Source organism: Fischerella major NIES-592, assembly GCF_001904645.1.
Taxonomy (GTDB): Bacteria; Cyanobacteriota; Cyanobacteriia; order Cyanobacteriales; family Nostocaceae; genus Fischerella; species Fischerella thermalis.
In genome coordinates, this window is record NZ_MRCA01000003.1 from 177638 (window position 1) to 196210 (window position 18573).

The window sequence follows — 18573 nt, forward strand, 5'->3', positions numbered from 1 at the left end:
TCAATTTAGATATTCCTAGTCACTTAACTTCAACATTAGAAACTCATCGCCAAAAATTTGTAGTTTTGGGGGTGCAACTTTACATCAAACTTTGGTATGATAAAAACCTGTGAGTGCGGCGGCATAGCCAAGTGGTAAGGCAGAGGTCTGCAAAACCTTTATTCCCCGGTTCAAATCCGGGTGCCGCCTTGAAGAATTTACAAGCGTTAAAGCCTTTGTAGGGACGGGTTTCACGCTCGTCACGAGTGCTTTTTTGGGGTAAAACTGGGTAATCCCTAGCCCTCTATTAACCGCTTTTTGCCTTGTCATTCTTTGCCTTTTTTAGCCGTATCATGTCAAAAGTTGTCACAATTTTTGCTACAAAATAAATGGATGCGGTTGACAAGAAAATACAGCAAGCGAATGAGCAACTCAAAGCCAAAGGGACGAGGGTAACAATATACAGGCGGGGCGATCGCTTGACACTGCGAGGGACGCTACCACCCAAGCCGCACATTGATAAAAGCACGGATTATTCGCAGGTGATCTCCTTAGGGAAGAATGCGATCGCCTCTGATAAAGGCATACTGTACGCTATCAGCAAAGCCAAATTGCTCACTGGCCAGCTGCTGACAGGCACTTTTAACTGGGACGAGTGGATTGATTTAGATAAAGTTGCTCCCACTAGAATTGAGGCGCGACGTGTGGGGGATTGGTGTAACGAGTATGAGAAAGACTATTGGCAAAGGGTAAAGCGTACTCCAGAACGCGAGGCTAACTGGAAGAAAGACCACGGGCTGGTGTTTTCTAAACTGCCACAGGATGAGCAGTTAACCATTGAAGTGTTACTGGAATACATTCAAACCACAGAACCCGATAGCCGCTCAAGAAAACGAGCCTGCGACTACTGCTATAGATTGGCTGAGTTTGCTGAACTAGAAGGTATTGAGCAAATTCGTAAATTAACAGGGGATTACTCTTCAGCGTCCGTTGACCCGCGATCGCTTCCCAGCGATCAAGAGATTTTTAATTTCTGCAACAGTATTAAAGACCCTAGCTGGCGCTGGGTTGTGAGAATGCTTGCTACCTACGGACTCAGAAATTATGAACCATTCCGACTGGATTTGCAAGATTTTCCCACAATTAGAGTGCTAAAAGGAAAAACTGGTAAACGGTTTGTGGTTCCCCTTTATCCTGAATGGGCGTCGGACTGGGAATTGCACAAAGTTTTCTTACCAAATATCAGCTTGGATTATCCCAATTCAAAAATCGGGACTAAGGTTTCAGGCTGGTTTTACGATAATAAAATTCCGTTCTCAGCGTACAATCTTAGACACAGCTATGCTCGGCGTTGCTTTGAATTTGCCATTGCTCCAGACAGAGCAGCTATATTTATGGGACATTCGCTTTCTGTGCATCTAAACGTATACAGAGCGTGGTTTGATGAATCAGTTTATCTGGCTGATTATCAAAGGGCGATCGCGAAACTTGACAGACCAAAACCGCCTAGCTATTAATATCAATCAGATTTTGCATAATTGATGGTAAGTGGACTTTGATGATGCCATTTACACCGCCTGTGCGAAAGTAATGCTTGCCTTGGATGTATTCACCATTAGCGATTTTTCTTCTAATGGTTCTAGGACTGTATCCTTTTCCTAGCTTTGCATGTGTTTCTTCTAAGGTCAGTAGGCTCAATTCATCTATGTCGCCAGGCTTTAATTTGAGCTTTGGCATATGTCGTGTATCTACACCGAATCCCGCAGCACTAAACATGCTTTTTGCATTTCAGAAATTATATCACTGCTGTACGTTATTTAGCACATTAAGTGTGTCAACTGACGCACAGCTGGAAACAAATAGTCCTTGAAGCAACACCTCTTTTTACCAAAGAACGCTCATTCAAGACACCTTACTTCGTTTATGAAGTGCAGAGGGAAAGTAGAAATCCCAGCAACGAACAAGAATTTTTAGAACTTGAATCAGAGTCAAAATCACCCTTTGTAGAGATATGGCGTTGCTTTTACGATGTTCGTAAACAAGGGTTTGAGCCAGTCAGAATTGACCTAATAAATCTAGATCCTCTTTTCCATTACAACTACCAGACACTAGAACACTTTATCTCAGGTTTCATGTCTACTGGTTGTTGGACACACGAAGAGGTTATTGCTTCAATCCACAAACTCTTGAGTTCAAATCCAAACGATTTCTTTGAACACGACCAGCAAAAAATAGAGCGATTGCGTGAGATAATCGCTCAAAATCAATCAATTTAGAGGCACGTCTAATCTTTCTCAACCCGTGAAGCGATCGCTCTCAGTAAATTAGCTAAATCGCTCTGCGACATCAACTCAAGGTGAAAGCTAACCCCTTCACCCTTGATTCCATTGAGCGACACTTTGGGCTGAACCAATCGAGTAATTATGTGCTGCGCCACTTTTGCAGCTTCTCTATCAGGCAGCTGATCAACTATCGGTATCACGTCTTCCGCTAGTCGATATTCACGTACTGGCTGCGGTGAATTCTCCCCGGCGCAAATGGCTACCAGCTCATCTCTGGTATATCCCAGGTGTGGCGCTAGCTTCTCTAATGTGGTGATTTCTGGCTCTAGCACTTCACCTTTTTCTAGGCGGTCAATTGTCGCGTAAGATACACCAACTTTCCGCGCAAAGGGCCTGACTTTTTCGTGTCCTCTGGCAGTACGTATTATTTGTGCTAACTTTTCTAATCCCTCGTAGGTATAAAGCGTTTTGCCCATTTACCTACGATTATTTATTTTTGTGTCACACAGCAATCAGTGTTTGACACATTAAGTGTGGCACTATAATCTATGACATGTACAGTGATTTTTGCCATTCATGCGTGACAGTTCATCAAACCATCATTTGTATAAAAAGCGTATTTTTTACACGACTCCAGAAATACGCAGAGCTTTTTACATCCTCGCAGCCATATTTAATAAGCAACCTGCTATTTACGCAAATGAGATTTGTAAAAAATGGCTAAAAGCTAATTTTGCTTTAATTGAGCCAGGCAAACGTAAAGAGCCAGTAAATATATACATTGATGCTCAGTTAGAAGTTGATATAGAAAAAGAATTAGGCCGCAACTCCAAACAGCGTTCTACGCTAATTTACCAGTGCGTAAAAAGAGAAGTTTACGTACAAATAGCCAAGTGGGGGTGCAAAACTCCACAGCAATTTATAGATTTGATGACTTCAGAAAAGCCTTTAGAAATATTAGGCCAAGTAATTAGTGACATTAATACACGCTTAATAGCATGACACCCGCACAACTTCTTTCTTTATCAGCAGTGCGCTACCAACAAACTGTTAACAACATGCTTGAATTCTGGGTTATAGGTGGGCAGTGTAAAAACTGCTCCCATCAATCAGATATCAAACAATTAATTAAACAGCAAATAGTGACTAGCAAGGAGTGAAAGCTCTAGTAAAAAACTAGGTTACGAACTCCAATTCGTAACCTAGATGATTTTTATTTCTTTCCAAACAAAGCGAATAACAAACCTACTCAGCATTTGCATTCACTAAATAGTGGTATCTGCAATATTTGCTATCCGGTTGTTACTCGGCATTGCATTTATGGTCTTCATTATGTCACAAAAACCTTGCAAATCCAAGCTTTAACCATAACCAGTCTCGCTTTTACAGATTTTGATTTCTTATCAAAATCCACTTAATTACGTATATACGTACAGGAGAAAAAATGACAACATCAAATATCACAATCCTCAAAGAAGATGAAGCTATCAAAAAGCAACAACTAGAAGAATCAGTAATTGCTGGTATTGAATCTGGTAAGCGTGGTTTTCAACAAGCAACCCAAGCCTTGTTAAGGATTGATGAACTTGGGCTTTGGCGAGACGAAGCAGTGTCATTTGATGCTTATCGCCAAAAGTTTAAGGCAGTACTAGAAGACTTAGATATTACAGATAGGCACTTAAACAGATTGATTGCTGCGGAGAAATGTGTACAAATGTTAAGACCCATGGGTCTTAACATTTCGCAATACAAAGAAAGGCAAATTAGGCCCTTAACCCAACTCAAAGAGCCGAAACAGGTGCAACAGGCCTACAAACGAGCGCTGGATATAGCTCAGATAAAAGGTGAGGACTTGAATTACATGCACGTACAGAAGGCGGTTGAGGAAATTAAGCCGCCCAAGGTGAGACTTCCAAAGCCACCGCGTCCCCCAATAGGAGCAACAGTAAGAATACTGCCACACTACCCAGATGAAGAGTTTCATGGTGTAGAAGGTGTGATTATACAGCATCCGTCAATTGACAGATGCATTGTCAGATTTGACGACCAAACCAGCAAACTCATTCCTGACAACATGTTGGTACGTGTTGAAGAGATTAGGGAAATAACATCGGTTAAAGAGGAGAACAAACTCAAGGCGCGATCGCTGGGGTTGAAAACTGGACTCCAGGCGCTACCCGATGTTGAACGCAATGAAGGAATGCCAACTGAAGCACAGCAGCTTGAAACGGAGATGGCGATCGCGGCTTTCTTGCGGATACTGCCAAAGCTGTCGCATCAGCAGAAGGAGTTGATATATGAGCAGTTGATTAAAAGCAGCTTTGTGCCTTCCATGCAAGAGGTGGCAGCATGAGAAGGCAAGGTAAAAAGATTGGTGTTCCGTTTTATGCCCTGACGAAAGAAGAATTAAAGCAGTGGTATAAGGACAAGCTAATTACGACCAGTGGATACTTACTGTCTATTAAGAGAATCACCCTACCTCTGGGTAAAAATTTTACGATTCCCAACGTTCTAAGCTTCTGTGACGAATGGGAGATTAGTAAATCGGCATTTTACAGAGCGGTCAACGAGTTAAGGCACAAAGGATATCTGGATTGGGAAGCAACCCAAGGGATAATCCTTAAGGATTCGGGCAAGATTATTTCTATCCCAGCAGAGGATAAGTGTCCCGCTCGTGGGATAGTGTCCCACGAGCGGGACACGGATTCCCACGAGCGGGACACGGATTCCCACGAGCGGGACACGGATTCCCACGAGCGGGACAATGACATATATATAGATCGCGCGCGCGCTCAGAGAAATATAGATATATACAGAGAAGAACAGAGTTGTGTAGAGGAACCGCGCACGCGCACACACAAACAAACACCTCTTGCTGAACCTAAAAACTTAGAAGAGGAAGAGCCAGAAGAGGACTTCTCGACTATCGCCCCAAACATAAATCAATCTTTGCATTGTCAACCCATATCTTTAGCCAAGACAATTGTTCCGCCCCCGCAAGTTGAAGTCAAAACTACTTCAACTTTTGACCCAAAACTAGAAAACTTGGTTTCTCTACTCGATAAGGGCGAACTCAAAGACCTTCCACTAGAAGAGAAAAAGCAGTTAGCAAATTACTTAATGGGAGAGCAAATCAAACTGTATCGCAAGAGCGGCTACATACTAGCAACCAGCCCCAATGACATCAACACAGACTTCTTGCGGTATGTTGCTTGGAAAGATTTAAAACAACCTTCGGACTTGGGATGGGCGCGTAACACAGTTCTTTCCTATGAGCGCGATATGACCAAGTGGGGGCAATTAGTAGCTCTGGTTGAAGGTTGGCAAACCGTAACACCCGAAGAAGTTGCGGCTACTGCGAGTGCCAGAATAGCCGCCAGACGTGGAGGCAAGGAAGATTTGCAGATTGCTATTCAGAGTTCAATCGACGCTTACAAAGAAATTAAAAACAATCCCTTTCGGAGAAAAGCATGATCTCTCAACAAGTTTTTGATGACTGCATGATTTTACTCATGAAGCATTTTGAGAAGCAGCTAGACCCCACAGTTTTAGAAATTTGGAAGGACGAATTAGACCAACATCTAACAGACGATGAGTTTGCGGAAGCTGGGCGACAGTTAATTCTCTACTTTGAACAACGGTACAAGGGTCATTTTCCAACCATTAAACAATTACTTGATGTTATCAACGGTTCTAAGGAAGCCAAGGCCATACAAGAGTGGCAATCAGTAATACTTGCAGCAAGTCGTGGAAATGAAAGCCAACTAGCCTATATCAGCCAGCGTGGACGTGTAGCACTTCACGCTATCGGAGGCTTGAGAACAGTAGAGATAGCTGAAGAATATAGGCGCAATCAGCTAGAAAAATCATTTATCACAGTCTATTGCCAGTGCGCTGACAAGGATGCTGCATCATTACCGCCATCAGTGTCACAACCGACCGTTGCTAGGACTACTGATGAAGACTATACACCTATGCCAGAACACTTCAAGCAGCAGATGGAAGAGCTAAAAAACAGAATGGCTATGAACGGCAATGGCAAGCACAAAAACTAACCAATTCACCATCTTAATTAGAGAGCTTTGGCAACAAGGAGCATACGTTGAAAGTTTTCCTACAACCGACGACGTTTACCACGTTTGGGAGGTTAACGGAGAAAAATACACCTACAGTGCGAGCGCTGCATCGGAAACTCGCGCAGGAAATGATCAAAAAGCTTACCCGTTTGAGAGTATTTTTGGCGATAAAGGCAATGCAAGCCATTAGTTTATTCACTGGCATAGGCGGATTCGAGATTGCCTTTCATCAAGTGTTTGGAGATGAGGGCAAAGTAATTCAGATGTGCGAGTGCGATGCCGATGCTCAAACAGTTTTGCGATCGCACTTCCCCAGTACCCCAATTCACCCAGATATTCATACCTATTACCCCGATGTCAACTGGAACTACACAACCGGACTTATTTTTGGTGGATTTCCCTGCACTAATACCAGTTGCGCTGGCGATCGCGCTGGATTATCAGGACAAGAGTCAAGATTATGGCTTGAAATGCTCAGAGTCGTTGCGATCGCCCGCCCCCGATTTGTCCTTGTGGAAAACCCTACAGGTCTTATCCATAGAGGATTACGAGCAATACTTGGGGGACTTAGAGTGGCAGGATATTCAACAGAAGTTGAAATTGTCTCGGCAGAACAACTTGGCGCACCTCACGAAAGAGAAAGGCTTTTCATTATTGCCTACCCCTACCACCTATGCCAAAGGCAAGACAGGATGCCGCCCTGCTGGGACGAACAGATTAGAGCAGAGATTGAGGCCATTTATAACCAAGGGAGACAAACTCAACCCAGCGATACCAGGGTGGATGATGGGATTCCCTTGTGGTTGGGTGGAATCGGCTTTGCTGGACAGTGGCGAGACACGGCACATACAACTCCCGTTTACGCCGGAGTTCGCCGCCACATGGAATCAAGAAGAAAGTGCGTTGACCTCTATGGTCGCTCGGTTGTGCCAGCCTGTGCAGCCGTTGCCTTCCACAGAATCAAGTACTTATCGGAGTGGTGGCGAGATGTTTAAAAAAGGACAGCGTATCACCTATGAAGGCAGAACAGGAGTTTTAGGCAAGAAATCAACGCAATTTGGGAAGCCAGGGTATGAAGTGAAATGGGATAACGGCTGGCCTGAAACCATAGTCACGGTTGAAAGGCTGGCATCTGAGATGTCTAAGGTTGCTATAGAAGTTTTTCAGGAGTTTGGAGTTGTGAAAAATATTGAACAAGACTCCCTTAATAGAGCGTCGGCCAAGCCAGGAACTTACATCATTGACCAGCACAAATCGCTAGGAATTATCAAAGACAATCTTGGCTTTGGCTTTGTTGTTGATTGGTTAGGAATTGGCGAAGTTCCCAACCCGGAGCCTGGCAAAGCAATAACTTACAACTGGGAACGAGACTCGGAAGCTATTGGTAAGTTGGCGATCACCCCTTTGTCGCTTATTCCCCAAACGGTAAATGACGAAATTCAGTTTGTTAATGAAGAGCATAAAACCATGACGACATTCCAATTTTCTGAAACCGCTAGAATTTCTGAACAAATTGCACAACTGCAAAAACAACTTGACCAGTTAACAGCTTCTTTACAACCCTATAGAGAGTGTGAACAAAAAGCTGAGGAATTGCGGCTACAGGTGGCAGAATACGGTCATGAGATGACGGCTAAGGGGATTCCTCAAAACGATATTTTGACCTGGGCTAAATCGCTTTATAGCGCTGCTAGTGGTACAGAATTTGTAGTTGGTGATAGCAGTACAATTGCTGCACAAAATCAGGTTATTGCTGAATTGAAGACTGAATTAACAACCGCACAAAAACGTTACAATAGGCTGCTTGCTGAACGCCAAGAGGCAATGACAGTACTGGAAAATGCAACCGCGCAACGAGACAAAGCCCTTGCAAAGATAACAAGCATGACCGCAGGACAATTGCGCGTGGCTCAAAAACTCAAATCACTTCGAGATGAGCGACAACAATTGATAGAAGCAAATGCATCTTTGTTGCAAAGAATTCAAGAATTAGAAGCACTTTCCGCACTCAATGAAAACGTGCAGCAAGAAAACGAACAAGTGGGAGAAGGGTTTTCACAACAAGCCTACACAAAAATATTGAGCAAGGATGATATTGTGCAGACAGATATGGGTGAGGTGGGGACTGTTAATGGTTTTGCTTATGGAAATATAATTGTTAAGCTCGTAAATGGCGAATTTAATTTTAAACGCGAACAATTGAAATGGATTTCTACGCCTAGTAAAGAAAACAAGAGTCATAATTTCCACCCTGGCGATCGCGTTGAAGTAAAAGATGTACTTGAAGATGATGATTTAGGATATTTACTCCACAAACAAGGTACAGTAGTCGGGGTCAAAGGTAATAATATTGCAGTATTATTTGATGCAACAGATAATTCTGCTCAACATGAAACAGTTTTGTCCGCATGTCATCTGGTGGCAGCTAGGCATCCCGATAAAGAACCTATAGGGTTTGTAGTAGCGCGAGATAGAGGGCGTAAATTTATAGAGAGTATCAAGTCTAAAGCTGGCATGAATAACGTTACTTGGCCTGTTATCAGCAAGGTGTGTCTAGGCAGTTTTCATGCTTTTGAAGAAATTAATTTAGCGGCTACAACGAAATATCAAAAAGAGTTGGTTGAGAAGCTACCTACTCTTATGTCCGATTACATCCTTGAAACAGGAGATATTACAGATTTTGGCTGGGTTGATAAAACTTTCAAATCCAAAGTAGAGGCATTGTTAGAGGCAAAAAAGTCTCTTCCGTACCATTCTAATGATTGGGTACGGGTGATAGAAACGGGTGAAATTTGGCAAGTACGTAGTTTTGATGGTGAGTGGTTGTCCGTGAAGCAAGACAATAAAATTGCTTCACTGCATAAATCGGAAGTTGAGTTAATAAAAAGCGAAGTTGCTGCATGATGAATTGGGACTGGGAAAAATTACTCAGTCCCAACTTGTTATGTCAATGCCAATAGATCAGTAAACCAAAAAGTTTTTTCCCAGAGGGCGATCGCTCTCACAGGGAAAAAGGAATTTAAACGATGCTAAGGAAATTAGGCAAGACTTAATTACGAATTACGAACTACGAATTACGAATTATTCTATGCCCACCCTCGAAGCCCTTAAACGTCGCCACCCCGAACACCAACGCTACTGCGAATATTGGGAACTGCTCACCGCCGTAGTTGAGGGTGGGGACAGCATGACTGATGAAATGAAGCGGAAGCTGCTGCCAAATCCAGATGGTAGACCGGAAGCGGTGATGAAGGAACGGGTAAAACTTGCTACCTACTGTAATAAAATCGCCCCCATATTATCACGCTTTAACTCAGAACTTTTTAAAAACCCAGCTACACCGACCGGGAGTGATGACCTTTGGTGGAGTGAGCAGTTTTTTACGGGTGGTGCGTTGCTAGATGGTGATGACGATGGCAGGGCTAGCTTCAACAGTTTTCTGATGCAAGCAATGATGATGGGGCTAACCACTGGGAAGGCTATAGCCCAAATCGACACGAAAAGGGCAAATGGCGCTGTTTCCAAAGCACAGCAACGAGAGTTGGGTGAGTTGAATCCCTACGTCATCCTGCATCCCCGGTCAGCATTGTGGGATTGGAATAGTGGGAGGGATGGGTTTAACTTTGTTAAGTTGCACCAATTTAGGCTAGTGCGATCGCGCTGGGATAGCGCACCTATCCCTGAGCATGTTTTCACCATCTACTACCGTGACGGCGGCACTGTTTTCACATCTAAATACGTAGTTCGCAAAATAGAACGCGATTCTAAACCACCACTTCCAGAACCTTTCATTAGCTCGGCAAGCGAACGTGATATATCCATAGAAGCAAATATAGAGGGTCAACCAATCTTTAATGTAGGGGGTAAATTTGAGTTTCCGGTGGTGACATTGACCTTGCCGAAAGCTTTGTGGATGGCTGCACAGCTGTTCGATTGTCAAAAAAGCTACTTCAACCAAACAGCAGCGCTCGAATATGCGTTGTACAGCAACAATTACGCTATGCCGGTGATAACTGGTGTGGATGATGATGAAGACCCATTACAAGGGCGGTTGATGGGTGATGGCTATTACCTTACACTCAAATCTGGACAAGGGATAACCACATTTGAACGTAGTGGTGCGAGTATTCAAACCGCTATCGGCTACCGTGCTGAGGTGAAGCGCGATATTTACGACGTGCTGCAACAAATCGCTATGAGTGCAGCTGATGGGGCCTCAATTATTGCTCGTAGTGGTGAAAGTAAGGCAGAAGACCGTAGACCTGAAGAAATTTTGCTGGAACGCTACGGACAGTTGGTGAAAGAATTTATTGTGCAGGTATTGAAACCAGCTGCGATCGCACGGGGTGAAATTGTTGATTGGGCGGTGACTGGATATGATGAATTTCTTGGCTTTAGTATCACCGAGTTACTAGCTGATATGGAGGGTATTGCTACAGCCAATATCCCCTCACCTACATTTAAAAAGGAAATCCAGAAGCATTTTATCAAACGTGCTGCTAGGGTGTACGACCTTGAGCAGAACGCGGTACAAAAAGCACTTGAAGAAATTGACCAAATAATTACTAATTCGTAGTTCAATTACGAATTACGAATTACGAACTACGAATTATTTTACACATCTTCTGTTTCTAAAAGGGCATTTGTCTTTACCCAGTTGTAAACAACAATTCTAACTTGGTTGTAGGTTGCTGTTACAGTATCTTGCAAATTTTCTAGCGGTATGGGAATTTCGTAGCGCAGCCGTTTGATTGGCAATCTTCCTAATTTATATGCTTCAAGGGAAGCCCAAACATCCAAACCAACATCCGCATGAGCGCCACCCTTCCAAACAAATTCTCGCAAAGCAATGTAAGTGTCTTCAAGTTGAAGACCAATTTCATCAATAAAAATATCTGTTTTTAAAGCCATATTTACTTTGATTTTTAAAATGAGGTACAACGACTAAAAACAATACTAAAAGAGCCTTGAGCATTGCTGCCATTTGTGTAGTTTACACGAGCATATGCCCCATAAACTTTTTGCTCAAAAGTCGTGATTCCCGCAACACAGCTAATAGAACTTTCTATTTGTTTAAAGGAAGTGTCAGTGGTCGTATGACTTTGTTCCAAAACCAAGGTTCCTGGTTGATCCGTATGGACCCAGCCTCTGATTACCGAATATTCGCTCAAGAATTGAGCAGAAGAAGTGTAGTTTGCGTTGGCAGTCAATGGTGTAGACGTAATCTGGCTAGTTGAATTGTTTCTGTTAATGCTGACAGTTGGAGTCCCCGAAATATTAACACTAGGCACATTATTAATCGCAACAGGAACAGACTGATTTTGCCCCCCACCGCCGCCTCTCCCAGCCGTAATTTCGGCTGTAATCTCTTCAATGTCTTGAATGACAATTGCATCCAATTTTAAATTTGTGTTAGATGCAGGTGCTGTGCCTAAATTTTTGGCACGAATACGCACAAAATAATCTAAACTTGGGTCTGGAATTTGTCTGGTGATAACAACGCTTGCTGAACCTCTGCCATTACTTGAATTAGCGCTTCTGCTGTACAAATTTACTTCATCGGAATTAACCTCAAGCTCTGCAATTCCATAAGAAGAGGTGCTAAAGCCCGTATTAGAAATCGATCCAGTAGAATTACTTTCGTTTGCACAATTAAGTTTTACTGTATTTGAGGAAGTAGCATCTAGCAAAACAGAAGCGCGGTGATTACCACTAGAATCCACAATTTCTAAATAAAATTCCTGATTGCTAATCCTTTGTGAAAGAGTAAATGTAAATAGTACTCTAAAGGGGATTTTAAAACTTAGAGTACTGGTAATAATAGTCTCTGCATTTGCCGATGTGCCAGCAGCAATTGTGAGTTCTGAAGCGCTAACTGTGATGGATTGTCCTGCACCAGTCTGATTGATTGTCCAGTCACTCGAAAGACTTGTGCCATTAAATTCCTCCCTCCATTTCCTGAGTATACTTCTGATTAAAGAAGGGTTAGTAGCAGAGGGAAGATTGTTTTTGATGAAGTCTAAAGTGGCTTCTGATGCCGTCCCATTACTGGGTAGGCGATCGCGTATGGCTTCAAGTCTACTAATTTCAGTTAATTGGTTAACACTAGACGCGTCACCACCTCCACCACCACTACCACCAGAAACTGGAAGTGGATTAGTTGAAGAAAATTCTTGTCTAAAGGCGGTTACAATTGCTTTCGCTAAAGCTGCGATACTCAATCATCTTCTCCAAAAGTTATTCTACTAGTAGTGTTCACATCAATTAAATAAGGAAGAGGGAAGAGGGAAGAAGTATGAATGAAACTCAACCTTCTTCCTACTTCCTTCTTCCCTCTTCCTTTCTCATATAAAAATCCCTCAGTATTAGCTGAGGGGTGGCATCATGTGTGTTTCTAAAATGGCACATCGTCTACATTTGACTCGTCATCATTAGCTTTTTTCAAAAGTTATTTGTCTCTCATCAAGTAGAAGATAGGTAGTTTGATATCGATTTTTCCAATATACCGAAATCCCAACCATCAAGAAGATTTTACAAGGGAATGTCGTTCTAGCCACTCCATCACAGATGGCAAAATATCACCGCCAGAGGCTTTCGCAAAAGATATCGCACCTTGAATTGAAGTGTGCGCCAAGGCGCGATCGCCTATCACCCCATTCATCACAGCATAATCGGCGCACATGTCAGCAATTAGTTTGGGTAATTCATCTGGCGGCATCATGCCTGTGCGATCATGGCCATAGTGCCGGCACTGAGCTATTATCCAGCTTGCGTCATGTCCGGTAATCGCTCTTATTTGCTGGATAATGTTTTTGTGAGCAGGATACAAGTCATGCTGCTGCGAGATTAAGACCCCGTCCTTAACACCACTGTCGCCAGTTACTTCAAGCAACGATGGTTCACCCTTAGTAATTGGCTTGGGTGATTTTGATAAACCCGCTTCTCGGTAAAATTCTTTTGCCACCTTACGAACAGTTTCTTTGCGCTCCTCTGGATTTTGAGGATCGACAGTCACGATATCCAAAAGACAGTTGATATTGTATCGCCTGCCGTAAGAAATTTTAATACCAAGCTCTTTAGGTTCACCATCAGGAGAGAAAGGCAGAGGGAAGAACGATTCGATTGATTCTCCACTTTCATGTCTGAGTGAGGTAATCAAACCAAATTTATCACCCACAAAACCGAGTTGAGAAACGGTTGACAATCCGTACTTGGAAAGTACAGGTACAACCGCCTCGGCAATCTCTTCTAGTTCTGCGTAGGTAAAGCTAATTTCTCTGCCGCTTTTGGTGGGGATTTTAACTTTACGATTCTCCAGGATTTCTGGAAACTCAGCCTTGGCTTTGGCGATCGCTTCATTTAATTTTGGTGTTTGCATCCTTACGTCCCTTCACTTTACTAGAGAAGGCGATCGCGCCCCGTGCGATCGCTCTGGCACGCCTAACCTATGTGTCCGTTTTATCTTGTACCACTACCTATAGCATGAATCAAAATCCAGCCGCGTCTTAGGGTTGGCTGGCTGCGGTATTCGGCTTCTTTAATGCCCATGCAGATAGCGTAGGCATGAGGTGTATGGATGCTGATAGCCTTAAGAAATTCAGGATATGATTGTGTCATGGTTGACCTAATGCGGGTTTGACCAAAAGGCGATCGCTTAGATGTCCAGTCGGGGCGATCGCTTTTGATTTGCTTCCTTCAATTTATAGCGCGTACCTACTATTATCAATAGGTGCGCGCTATAAAATATCGCTTTCAATATCCCAAAATAAAGAAATAACATCGCCGCCAATAATCGCGCAGATTTTCACAAGGGTTTCGGCGCTAACAGTCATTTCTTTTGGTTTTTTGGGTTTATTGAGAAAATGCTGAGGGGTTTCTAACTGTTGAATATAAGTTTGCGACAAGCCTGTGGATTCAGATAAGGCTTTCCGGCTATATCCAGCTTTTTCTCTACGCTCACGAAGTTTTAGCCCGTTTGCTTCTTGCCATTTGAAAGCGGCAATAGGGCTTATATCTATATCTATTAGTGATCGCACTTTTATTTTGTAACGCTTGCCTGTTGACATTTTGATAGTACTTAAGATAATCTACAGGTGTCAACTATAGGGTAAAAAAAAGCGCAGCAATCAGTGATAAGACACCAAAATTGAGGTGTTTAATTTATGTTGTAAATCTTAAATTAAGCACTTCGCGGCATCTACTGAGATTTCACACAACTTTTACTCAGTAGTGAATATTTAATTAATGTAGTTATTTAGACTTCGGAGGCGTGAACAATGAACTAGATCACAAAACAAGTTTTCTTTATGTTAAAAGCTGTTTCCGTTGCATTAGCCTTGTTGATTCCTGCGCCTGCATTAGCTGGTGAACTTTACTTTGTGCGTCCAGATGAAAGTCAATACATTAAGTACGAAATCGAATTAAAGCAATTTTTCACTAATTTTGCAGCAGAAGACGCTGGTAAGTATTTGAGGACTAGTGATAGCCAGCGCAGAAGAGACGGGCAATTATTATGCACCATGCTGACTGCTTATCCTACAGAAGAATACCTCACAAGTGTATTAGAGAGGCATCGCCTATTGTATGACGACCCCCAAAAATTAAGAAGCGAAATTGCTTATAGCTTAGGTGTTGCGGCTGCTGCAATAGACGCAATGTGTACAGAACACAGAGCAAGCTTGATGGATTTTTTTGAAAACTACAACGCCACTGGGACAAGTAGCCAGAATCGTTAAACCCTAGAGGGAGCGGTGAAGCCTGCGAGTGTAGCCGTGAGAATATATTTCTCTTGTTTGCTTCAACAGCCCAAACAAGGAAACGATGTTGGAGTAAGAGGGAAGTAGGAAGAAGTAAGGAGGAAGAAGGACGAATTTCAAACCTCATCCTTCTTCCCTCTTCCCTCTTCCTTCGTTTCTTTGTTTGGGAAGGTCAAACTTCCCGTCTATGATTATTCGTACGCGAGTAATCCTCACTACCTGATGATTGGGTGCATTTACCAATCTGACTTGTTTGTAGTTCACCAGTTCAAAAATTGAACTGGTGAACATTTCTTAAATAAAAGTGTTTGCCGAGGATAGCTAACTATCTTTGGCATACATTTTTAATGGGTGAATATGAAACGAATAATTGGCATAAGTCTAACTGCTACCTTGCTTGCGATTAATACTCAAGCAGGTAAAGCTAACCCTGGATTAGCAATACCAGCAGCAGGATTTTGTAGTTCAGGAGTAGGTACAGTTGTTTGTGCTGTACTAGGAGTGATTACGGCTGGTGGGGTTGTCTATACCATTGTCAACAAGAATGGAGAAAAACACATTGTTGATAGTAACGGCAATGTGTTCATGAAGAAATATGAGGACTTTTTAGAGCCAGGGGAAGTGGCAGAAGATAGATATAAAGGCAAGGATGCAACATTGGCAAACGATGTTAATCAATGTAGGAAGATAGCGGAGGACAGAGGTAGAGAAGTAGCGGGTATAATTTCCCGAACCAGTAAAAACGGAACAACTTATGTAATTTGTATTTTCAAATAGAGGTAAAACAATGCAAATAAGAACTATTGACAAGTACGAAAACATAATTTCTGGCAGAATAAATACTTCACCTTCAGCCGCACATTTTAATTATTTACTAGGAGAAAACGAGCCGTGGACAGCTTTTATAGAAGTTGGTGAACCAGACTATAAACCTAGTTACTCCCCAGGTTATAACTTTATTAGACGAGATGAGGAAACAAAACTACTAGCAAGATACACCCTGGTTAGTGTAGAAGACTGCCAACCAAGTGATGATTTACTTAAGTACATTGCTGACGAAATAGACAAAACTCTAATCACTAAAATTTGGAAATGTACATTTTCTAAAGCTGTACTTCCAGATTCAGAGCAAGACCCAGACTATGAGAAAAAACTGTACCCTAACTCAGCAGCAATTGTATTTTGTGTAGATGGTGATGTAGTTCAGTTCAAAGAAATGCTCACGGATTCGGGGAATGCTAACTCACAGTGGTATGTAGACAATAAATGGAAACTACGTGATGAGGGTGGCATTGTCTACGTAGCTGAACGTATTGAGGTTATTGACCCCACCTCAGATAACACAGCTTTATTTCAGCAAGTAAGCAGCATGTGCGAAGACATATTGTTTAGCCAAATTCACAAAGTCTATTTTGAACTAGCCACATAATCCTTTAGAGCGATCGCTCCATTACAGGCGATCCTCACATCTTGCACCAAGAAAAATTGATGTAATTTTATTACTCAGTGAAAACCCAAAACCTTCAATTTAGCGATAAAAACCTATAAAAATGAGGTAGCTTTATCGCGCATCTTTGAACTTTATCTGGGGTTGTACGTAGAGGTGCAAGATATGAGGATCGCTCATTTAAAAAGTTCACAAATCACCGTAAACCCGCTTAGGGAGCCATGCAGTGTTGGCTTGCTGACCCATACGGTAGCAGGTGGATGAAGCTGACAACTAGCCTCAGTGATTCAGCCTTCAGATTTGCAAGAAGAATACTTGAGGCAGCCCGTTTATTCGTGTTTCGTCGTATCAGTTATAGCAGCGATGGAAGAACATCCTTTTGGGAAGTTCGCAATTTACATGGTGCTAGAGTTAAGGACTTTTGGCATGACGTTAAAAATGAGGCGAATATCGATTCAAATAAAGCGGATATCACACCAGATGAAGCGTTAACCGCTTCAAATAAAGCGCCTACTTTGGCTAAAAATCAGTCACAGCAAGGATTTAAAAATCCCTCAGTAACTCCTCAAGAACACATCACAAACTCTTTTGAAGAGTTTGTGATGTGTTCTTGCACGCCAGACGAAAATCCGCAAGTTGACCAAACGGCGACCGCGCCTTTTGGGGGGCGTCGCCTTCATCTATCGAAGGCGTGGAAGAGAAAGAACAAGAGTCACCTGTGGTGACGGACTGCACATCGCTTGCGCTCGTGAATGGCACACAGAATCAATCCGCTTCGTTGTCAACAAAGAATCAAAATTTGGGTGAGGAGCCGACAGTCTCTCATAAAGACACTTGTTCCGCGTCGCAAGCCGAAGTAGTTACGAATTTGGATAAATGGAGTGATGAAGCTATAGCAAGGCGTAGGGAATTGCGTCCAGTTCGAGAAAGTAAGCTCAGACTTGCTAGCTTGTCAGGTGATAACCCAGGACTTGAGTTTCTAGCTGAATGCTGGGAAGATGTTGCACTGTGGAATAAAATCAAGCGATTAATCGCACAATATCCAGAATGGGGTATAAATTGTGTACAAGCGAATCTTATTACTATTGCGAAATGTTAAGACCCATGGGTCTTAACATTTGTACACATTATTAAAGATACTGTTCTCAACACAAGAAACTTGGGCTTTAGGAATAGCAGGAGCATTAGTCGTTATTCAAATAATAGGCATCTATGTCTTAATTCAAAGATTTAGACAACGATGGTCATCCTAATCTAAACTTATTACTCTCACTCCCATTCTTCTTAAACAAAATCCCTGTATACGGATATAACCTAGCTCGAATTGCAGCTAGGTTTTTGTATGGTCGCAGTTGATACCCATCTTTATCAATGTTGCTGGGGTCAACAGAGATACACTCGAATTCCTCCAAAATCACCCCGACTCGTTCCACCTGTGACGGCGAGTTATTGATTAGCGCGATCGCATCAAACAGTGCTTGCCTCACTGATTTATTGCTATTAAATAAATCAGGTTGCAAACGAGAAGTACCCTCACCACCAACCACAACAGTAGTATCGCGCTGAGTAATTTCATACACCTCGAATAGTAGGTTTACTTGGTGGTCAGTAAGTGGCATGGTGAAGGAAGGAGGAAGAAGGAAGAGGTTCGATGGGTTTTATTCAAAACTAATTTGTGGTGATAGCGATACCCAGTCAATATCTGAAATTTTCGCTATTAAATCTTCAACAGTTGCGTAAGGGCGGCCCTCACGCAACTCTTTCGCCTGGGCTGTAGATAGTCCAAAGCGTTCTGTTAGTTCTTTAAGAGTCGTGGAGTTGATTTTGACTACTCCGGGTGTTTCATCTTTGTCCTCATCTCCATCATTTGTGGATGTTTGTTGGTTTTGCGGTTGCTGATTTATGGCAGGCACAGGTAATGGTTGTTTCGGTGGCGTGGTACGATAACCCTTGGCTAGATAATCGTTTTCCATACCTTCAGGAACAAAAGTAGCCATCCCGTTTTGCGGCTCGTACATTATTGGCATGATTCA

At 42.6% G+C, this 18573-nt stretch carries 23 protein-coding genes and 1 tRNA gene; 15 read left to right on the top strand and 9 right to left on the bottom strand.

The window, feature by feature from the left end:
- Window positions 1–117: 117 nt before the first annotated feature.
- A tRNA-Cys gene (locus NIES592_RS08035) sits at window positions 118–189 on the top strand.
- 179 nt (window positions 190–368) lie between these two features.
- Complete coding sequence (locus tag NIES592_RS08040) at window positions 369–1496, top strand: integrase (RefSeq protein ID WP_073555406.1); 1128 nt, start codon at window positions 369–371, stop codon at window positions 1494–1496.
- Here NIES592_RS08040 and NIES592_RS08045 read toward each other — a convergent pair.
- Both NIES592_RS08045 and NIES592_RS08055 read right to left on the bottom strand, forming a co-directional pair.
- Window positions 1486–1755 carry a hypothetical protein gene (locus NIES592_RS08045; protein WP_073555407.1) on the bottom strand — a complete coding sequence of 90 codons (270 nt, stop codon included), beginning with the start codon at window positions 1753–1755 and terminating at the stop codon, window positions 1486–1488. The genes NIES592_RS08040 and NIES592_RS08045 overlap by 11 nt on opposite strands.
- A 508-nt stretch (window positions 1756–2263) precedes the next feature.
- Window positions 2264–2737 (bottom strand): helix-turn-helix domain-containing protein, encoded by a 474-nt coding sequence (locus tag NIES592_RS08055; protein ID WP_073555409.1) that lies wholly within the window; start codon window positions 2735–2737, stop codon window positions 2264–2266.
- A 100-nt stretch (window positions 2738–2837) separates the two neighbouring features.
- Between NIES592_RS08055 and NIES592_RS08060 the strand changes: the two genes are divergently transcribed.
- The 8 genes from NIES592_RS08060 to NIES592_RS08095 all read left to right on the top strand — a co-directional run bounded on the left by NIES592_RS08060 (window position 2838) and on the right by NIES592_RS08095 (window position 10913).
- Window positions 2838–3263 (top strand): hypothetical protein, encoded by a 426-nt coding sequence (locus NIES592_RS08060; protein ID WP_073555410.1) that lies wholly within the window; start codon window positions 2838–2840, stop codon window positions 3261–3263.
- Window positions 3264–3705: 442 nt separating this feature from the next.
- Complete coding sequence (locus NIES592_RS08065; protein WP_073555411.1) at window positions 3706–4614, top strand: hypothetical protein; 909 nt, start codon at window positions 3706–3708, stop codon at window positions 4612–4614.
- On the top strand, window positions 4611–5735 hold the full coding sequence (locus NIES592_RS08070) for a hypothetical protein (RefSeq protein ID WP_073555412.1): 1125 nt from the start codon (window positions 4611–4613) through the stop codon (window positions 5733–5735). Before NIES592_RS08065 ends, NIES592_RS08070 begins: the two co-directional genes overlap by 4 nt.
- On the top strand, window positions 5732–6316 hold the full coding sequence (locus tag NIES592_RS08075; protein WP_073555413.1) for a hypothetical protein: 585 nt from the start codon (window positions 5732–5734) through the stop codon (window positions 6314–6316). Before NIES592_RS08070 ends, NIES592_RS08075 begins: the two co-directional genes overlap by 4 nt.
- Window positions 6297–6527, top strand: a complete 231-nt coding sequence (locus NIES592_RS24435; protein WP_073555414.1) for a hypothetical protein — start codon at window positions 6297–6299, stop codon at window positions 6525–6527. The genes NIES592_RS08075 and NIES592_RS24435 overlap by 20 nt, the downstream gene beginning before the upstream one ends.
- Window positions 6514–7332 (top strand): DNA cytosine methyltransferase, encoded by an 819-nt coding sequence (locus NIES592_RS08085; RefSeq protein WP_073555415.1) that lies wholly within the window; start codon window positions 6514–6516, stop codon window positions 7330–7332. The genes NIES592_RS24435 and NIES592_RS08085 overlap by 14 nt, the downstream gene beginning before the upstream one ends.
- Complete coding sequence (locus tag NIES592_RS08090; RefSeq protein WP_073555416.1) at window positions 7325–9241, top strand: hypothetical protein; 1917 nt, start codon at window positions 7325–7327, stop codon at window positions 9239–9241. Before NIES592_RS08085 ends, NIES592_RS08090 begins: the two co-directional genes overlap by 8 nt.
- Before the next feature lie 184 nt (window positions 9242–9425).
- Window positions 9426–10913, top strand: a complete 1488-nt coding sequence (locus NIES592_RS08095; protein ID WP_073555417.1) for a hypothetical protein — start codon at window positions 9426–9428, stop codon at window positions 10911–10913.
- Between the two features lie 38 nt (window positions 10914–10951).
- Here NIES592_RS08095 and NIES592_RS08100 read toward each other — a convergent pair whose 3' ends face one another.
- From NIES592_RS08100 to NIES592_RS08115, 5 genes are all read right to left on the bottom strand, one after another.
- Complete coding sequence (locus NIES592_RS08100; protein ID WP_073555418.1) at window positions 10952–11248, bottom strand: hypothetical protein; 297 nt, start codon at window positions 11246–11248, stop codon at window positions 10952–10954.
- Window positions 11249–11262: 14 nt separating this feature from the next.
- On the bottom strand, window positions 11263–12558 hold the full coding sequence (locus tag NIES592_RS08105) for a hypothetical protein (RefSeq protein WP_073555419.1): 1296 nt from the start codon (window positions 12556–12558) through the stop codon (window positions 11263–11265).
- A gap of 299 nt (window positions 12559–12857) precedes the next feature.
- Window positions 12858–13715 carry an ERF family protein gene (locus tag NIES592_RS08110; RefSeq protein ID WP_073555420.1) on the bottom strand — a complete coding sequence of 286 codons (858 nt, stop codon included), beginning with the start codon at window positions 13713–13715 and terminating at the stop codon, window positions 12858–12860.
- Window positions 13716–13795: 80 nt separating this feature from the next.
- Complete coding sequence (locus tag NIES592_RS25005; RefSeq protein WP_178379502.1) at window positions 13796–13954, bottom strand: hypothetical protein; 159 nt, start codon at window positions 13952–13954, stop codon at window positions 13796–13798.
- 119 nt (window positions 13955–14073) lie between these two features.
- Window positions 14074–14403, bottom strand: coding sequence for a helix-turn-helix domain-containing protein (locus NIES592_RS08115; protein WP_073555421.1), 330 nt, complete (start codon window positions 14401–14403; stop codon window positions 14074–14076).
- Between the two features lie 240 nt (window positions 14404–14643).
- Between NIES592_RS08115 and NIES592_RS08120 the strand changes: the two genes are divergently transcribed.
- From NIES592_RS08120 to NIES592_RS08140, 5 genes are all read left to right on the top strand, one after another.
- A complete protein-coding gene (locus tag NIES592_RS08120) occupies window positions 14644–15072 on the top strand; it encodes a hypothetical protein (RefSeq protein ID WP_073555422.1) in 429 nt (142 codons plus the stop codon).
- Between the two features lie 378 nt (window positions 15073–15450).
- Window positions 15451–15870 (top strand): hypothetical protein, encoded by a 420-nt coding sequence (locus tag NIES592_RS08125; protein WP_073555423.1) that lies wholly within the window; start codon window positions 15451–15453, stop codon window positions 15868–15870.
- Between the two features lie 10 nt (window positions 15871–15880).
- Window positions 15881–16522, top strand: coding sequence for a hypothetical protein (locus tag NIES592_RS08130; protein WP_073555424.1), 642 nt, complete (start codon window positions 15881–15883; stop codon window positions 16520–16522).
- 278 nt (window positions 16523–16800) lie between these two features.
- Window positions 16801–17265 carry a hypothetical protein gene (locus NIES592_RS25745; protein WP_073555425.1) on the top strand — a complete coding sequence of 155 codons (465 nt, stop codon included), beginning with the start codon at window positions 16801–16803 and terminating at the stop codon, window positions 17263–17265.
- Window positions 17262–17639: a hypothetical protein gene (locus tag NIES592_RS08140; RefSeq protein WP_073555426.1), complete on the top strand. Its 378-nt coding sequence runs from the start codon at window positions 17262–17264 to the stop codon at window positions 17637–17639. Before NIES592_RS25745 ends, NIES592_RS08140 begins: the two co-directional genes overlap by 4 nt.
- Window positions 17640–17784: 145 nt before the next feature.
- On the opposite strand, the gene NIES592_RS08145 is transcribed toward NIES592_RS08140, so the two are convergent.
- Together NIES592_RS08145 and NIES592_RS08150 are read right to left on the bottom strand one after the other, a co-directional pair.
- On the bottom strand, window positions 17785–18159 hold the full coding sequence (locus NIES592_RS08145) for a hypothetical protein (protein ID WP_073555427.1): 375 nt from the start codon (window positions 18157–18159) through the stop codon (window positions 17785–17787).
- Between the two features lie 39 nt (window positions 18160–18198).
- Entirely contained in the window at window positions 18199–18567 is a 369-nt protein-coding gene (locus NIES592_RS08150) for a hypothetical protein (RefSeq protein ID WP_143168350.1), read from the bottom strand.
- Between the last annotated feature and the right edge of the window lie 6 nt (window positions 18568–18573).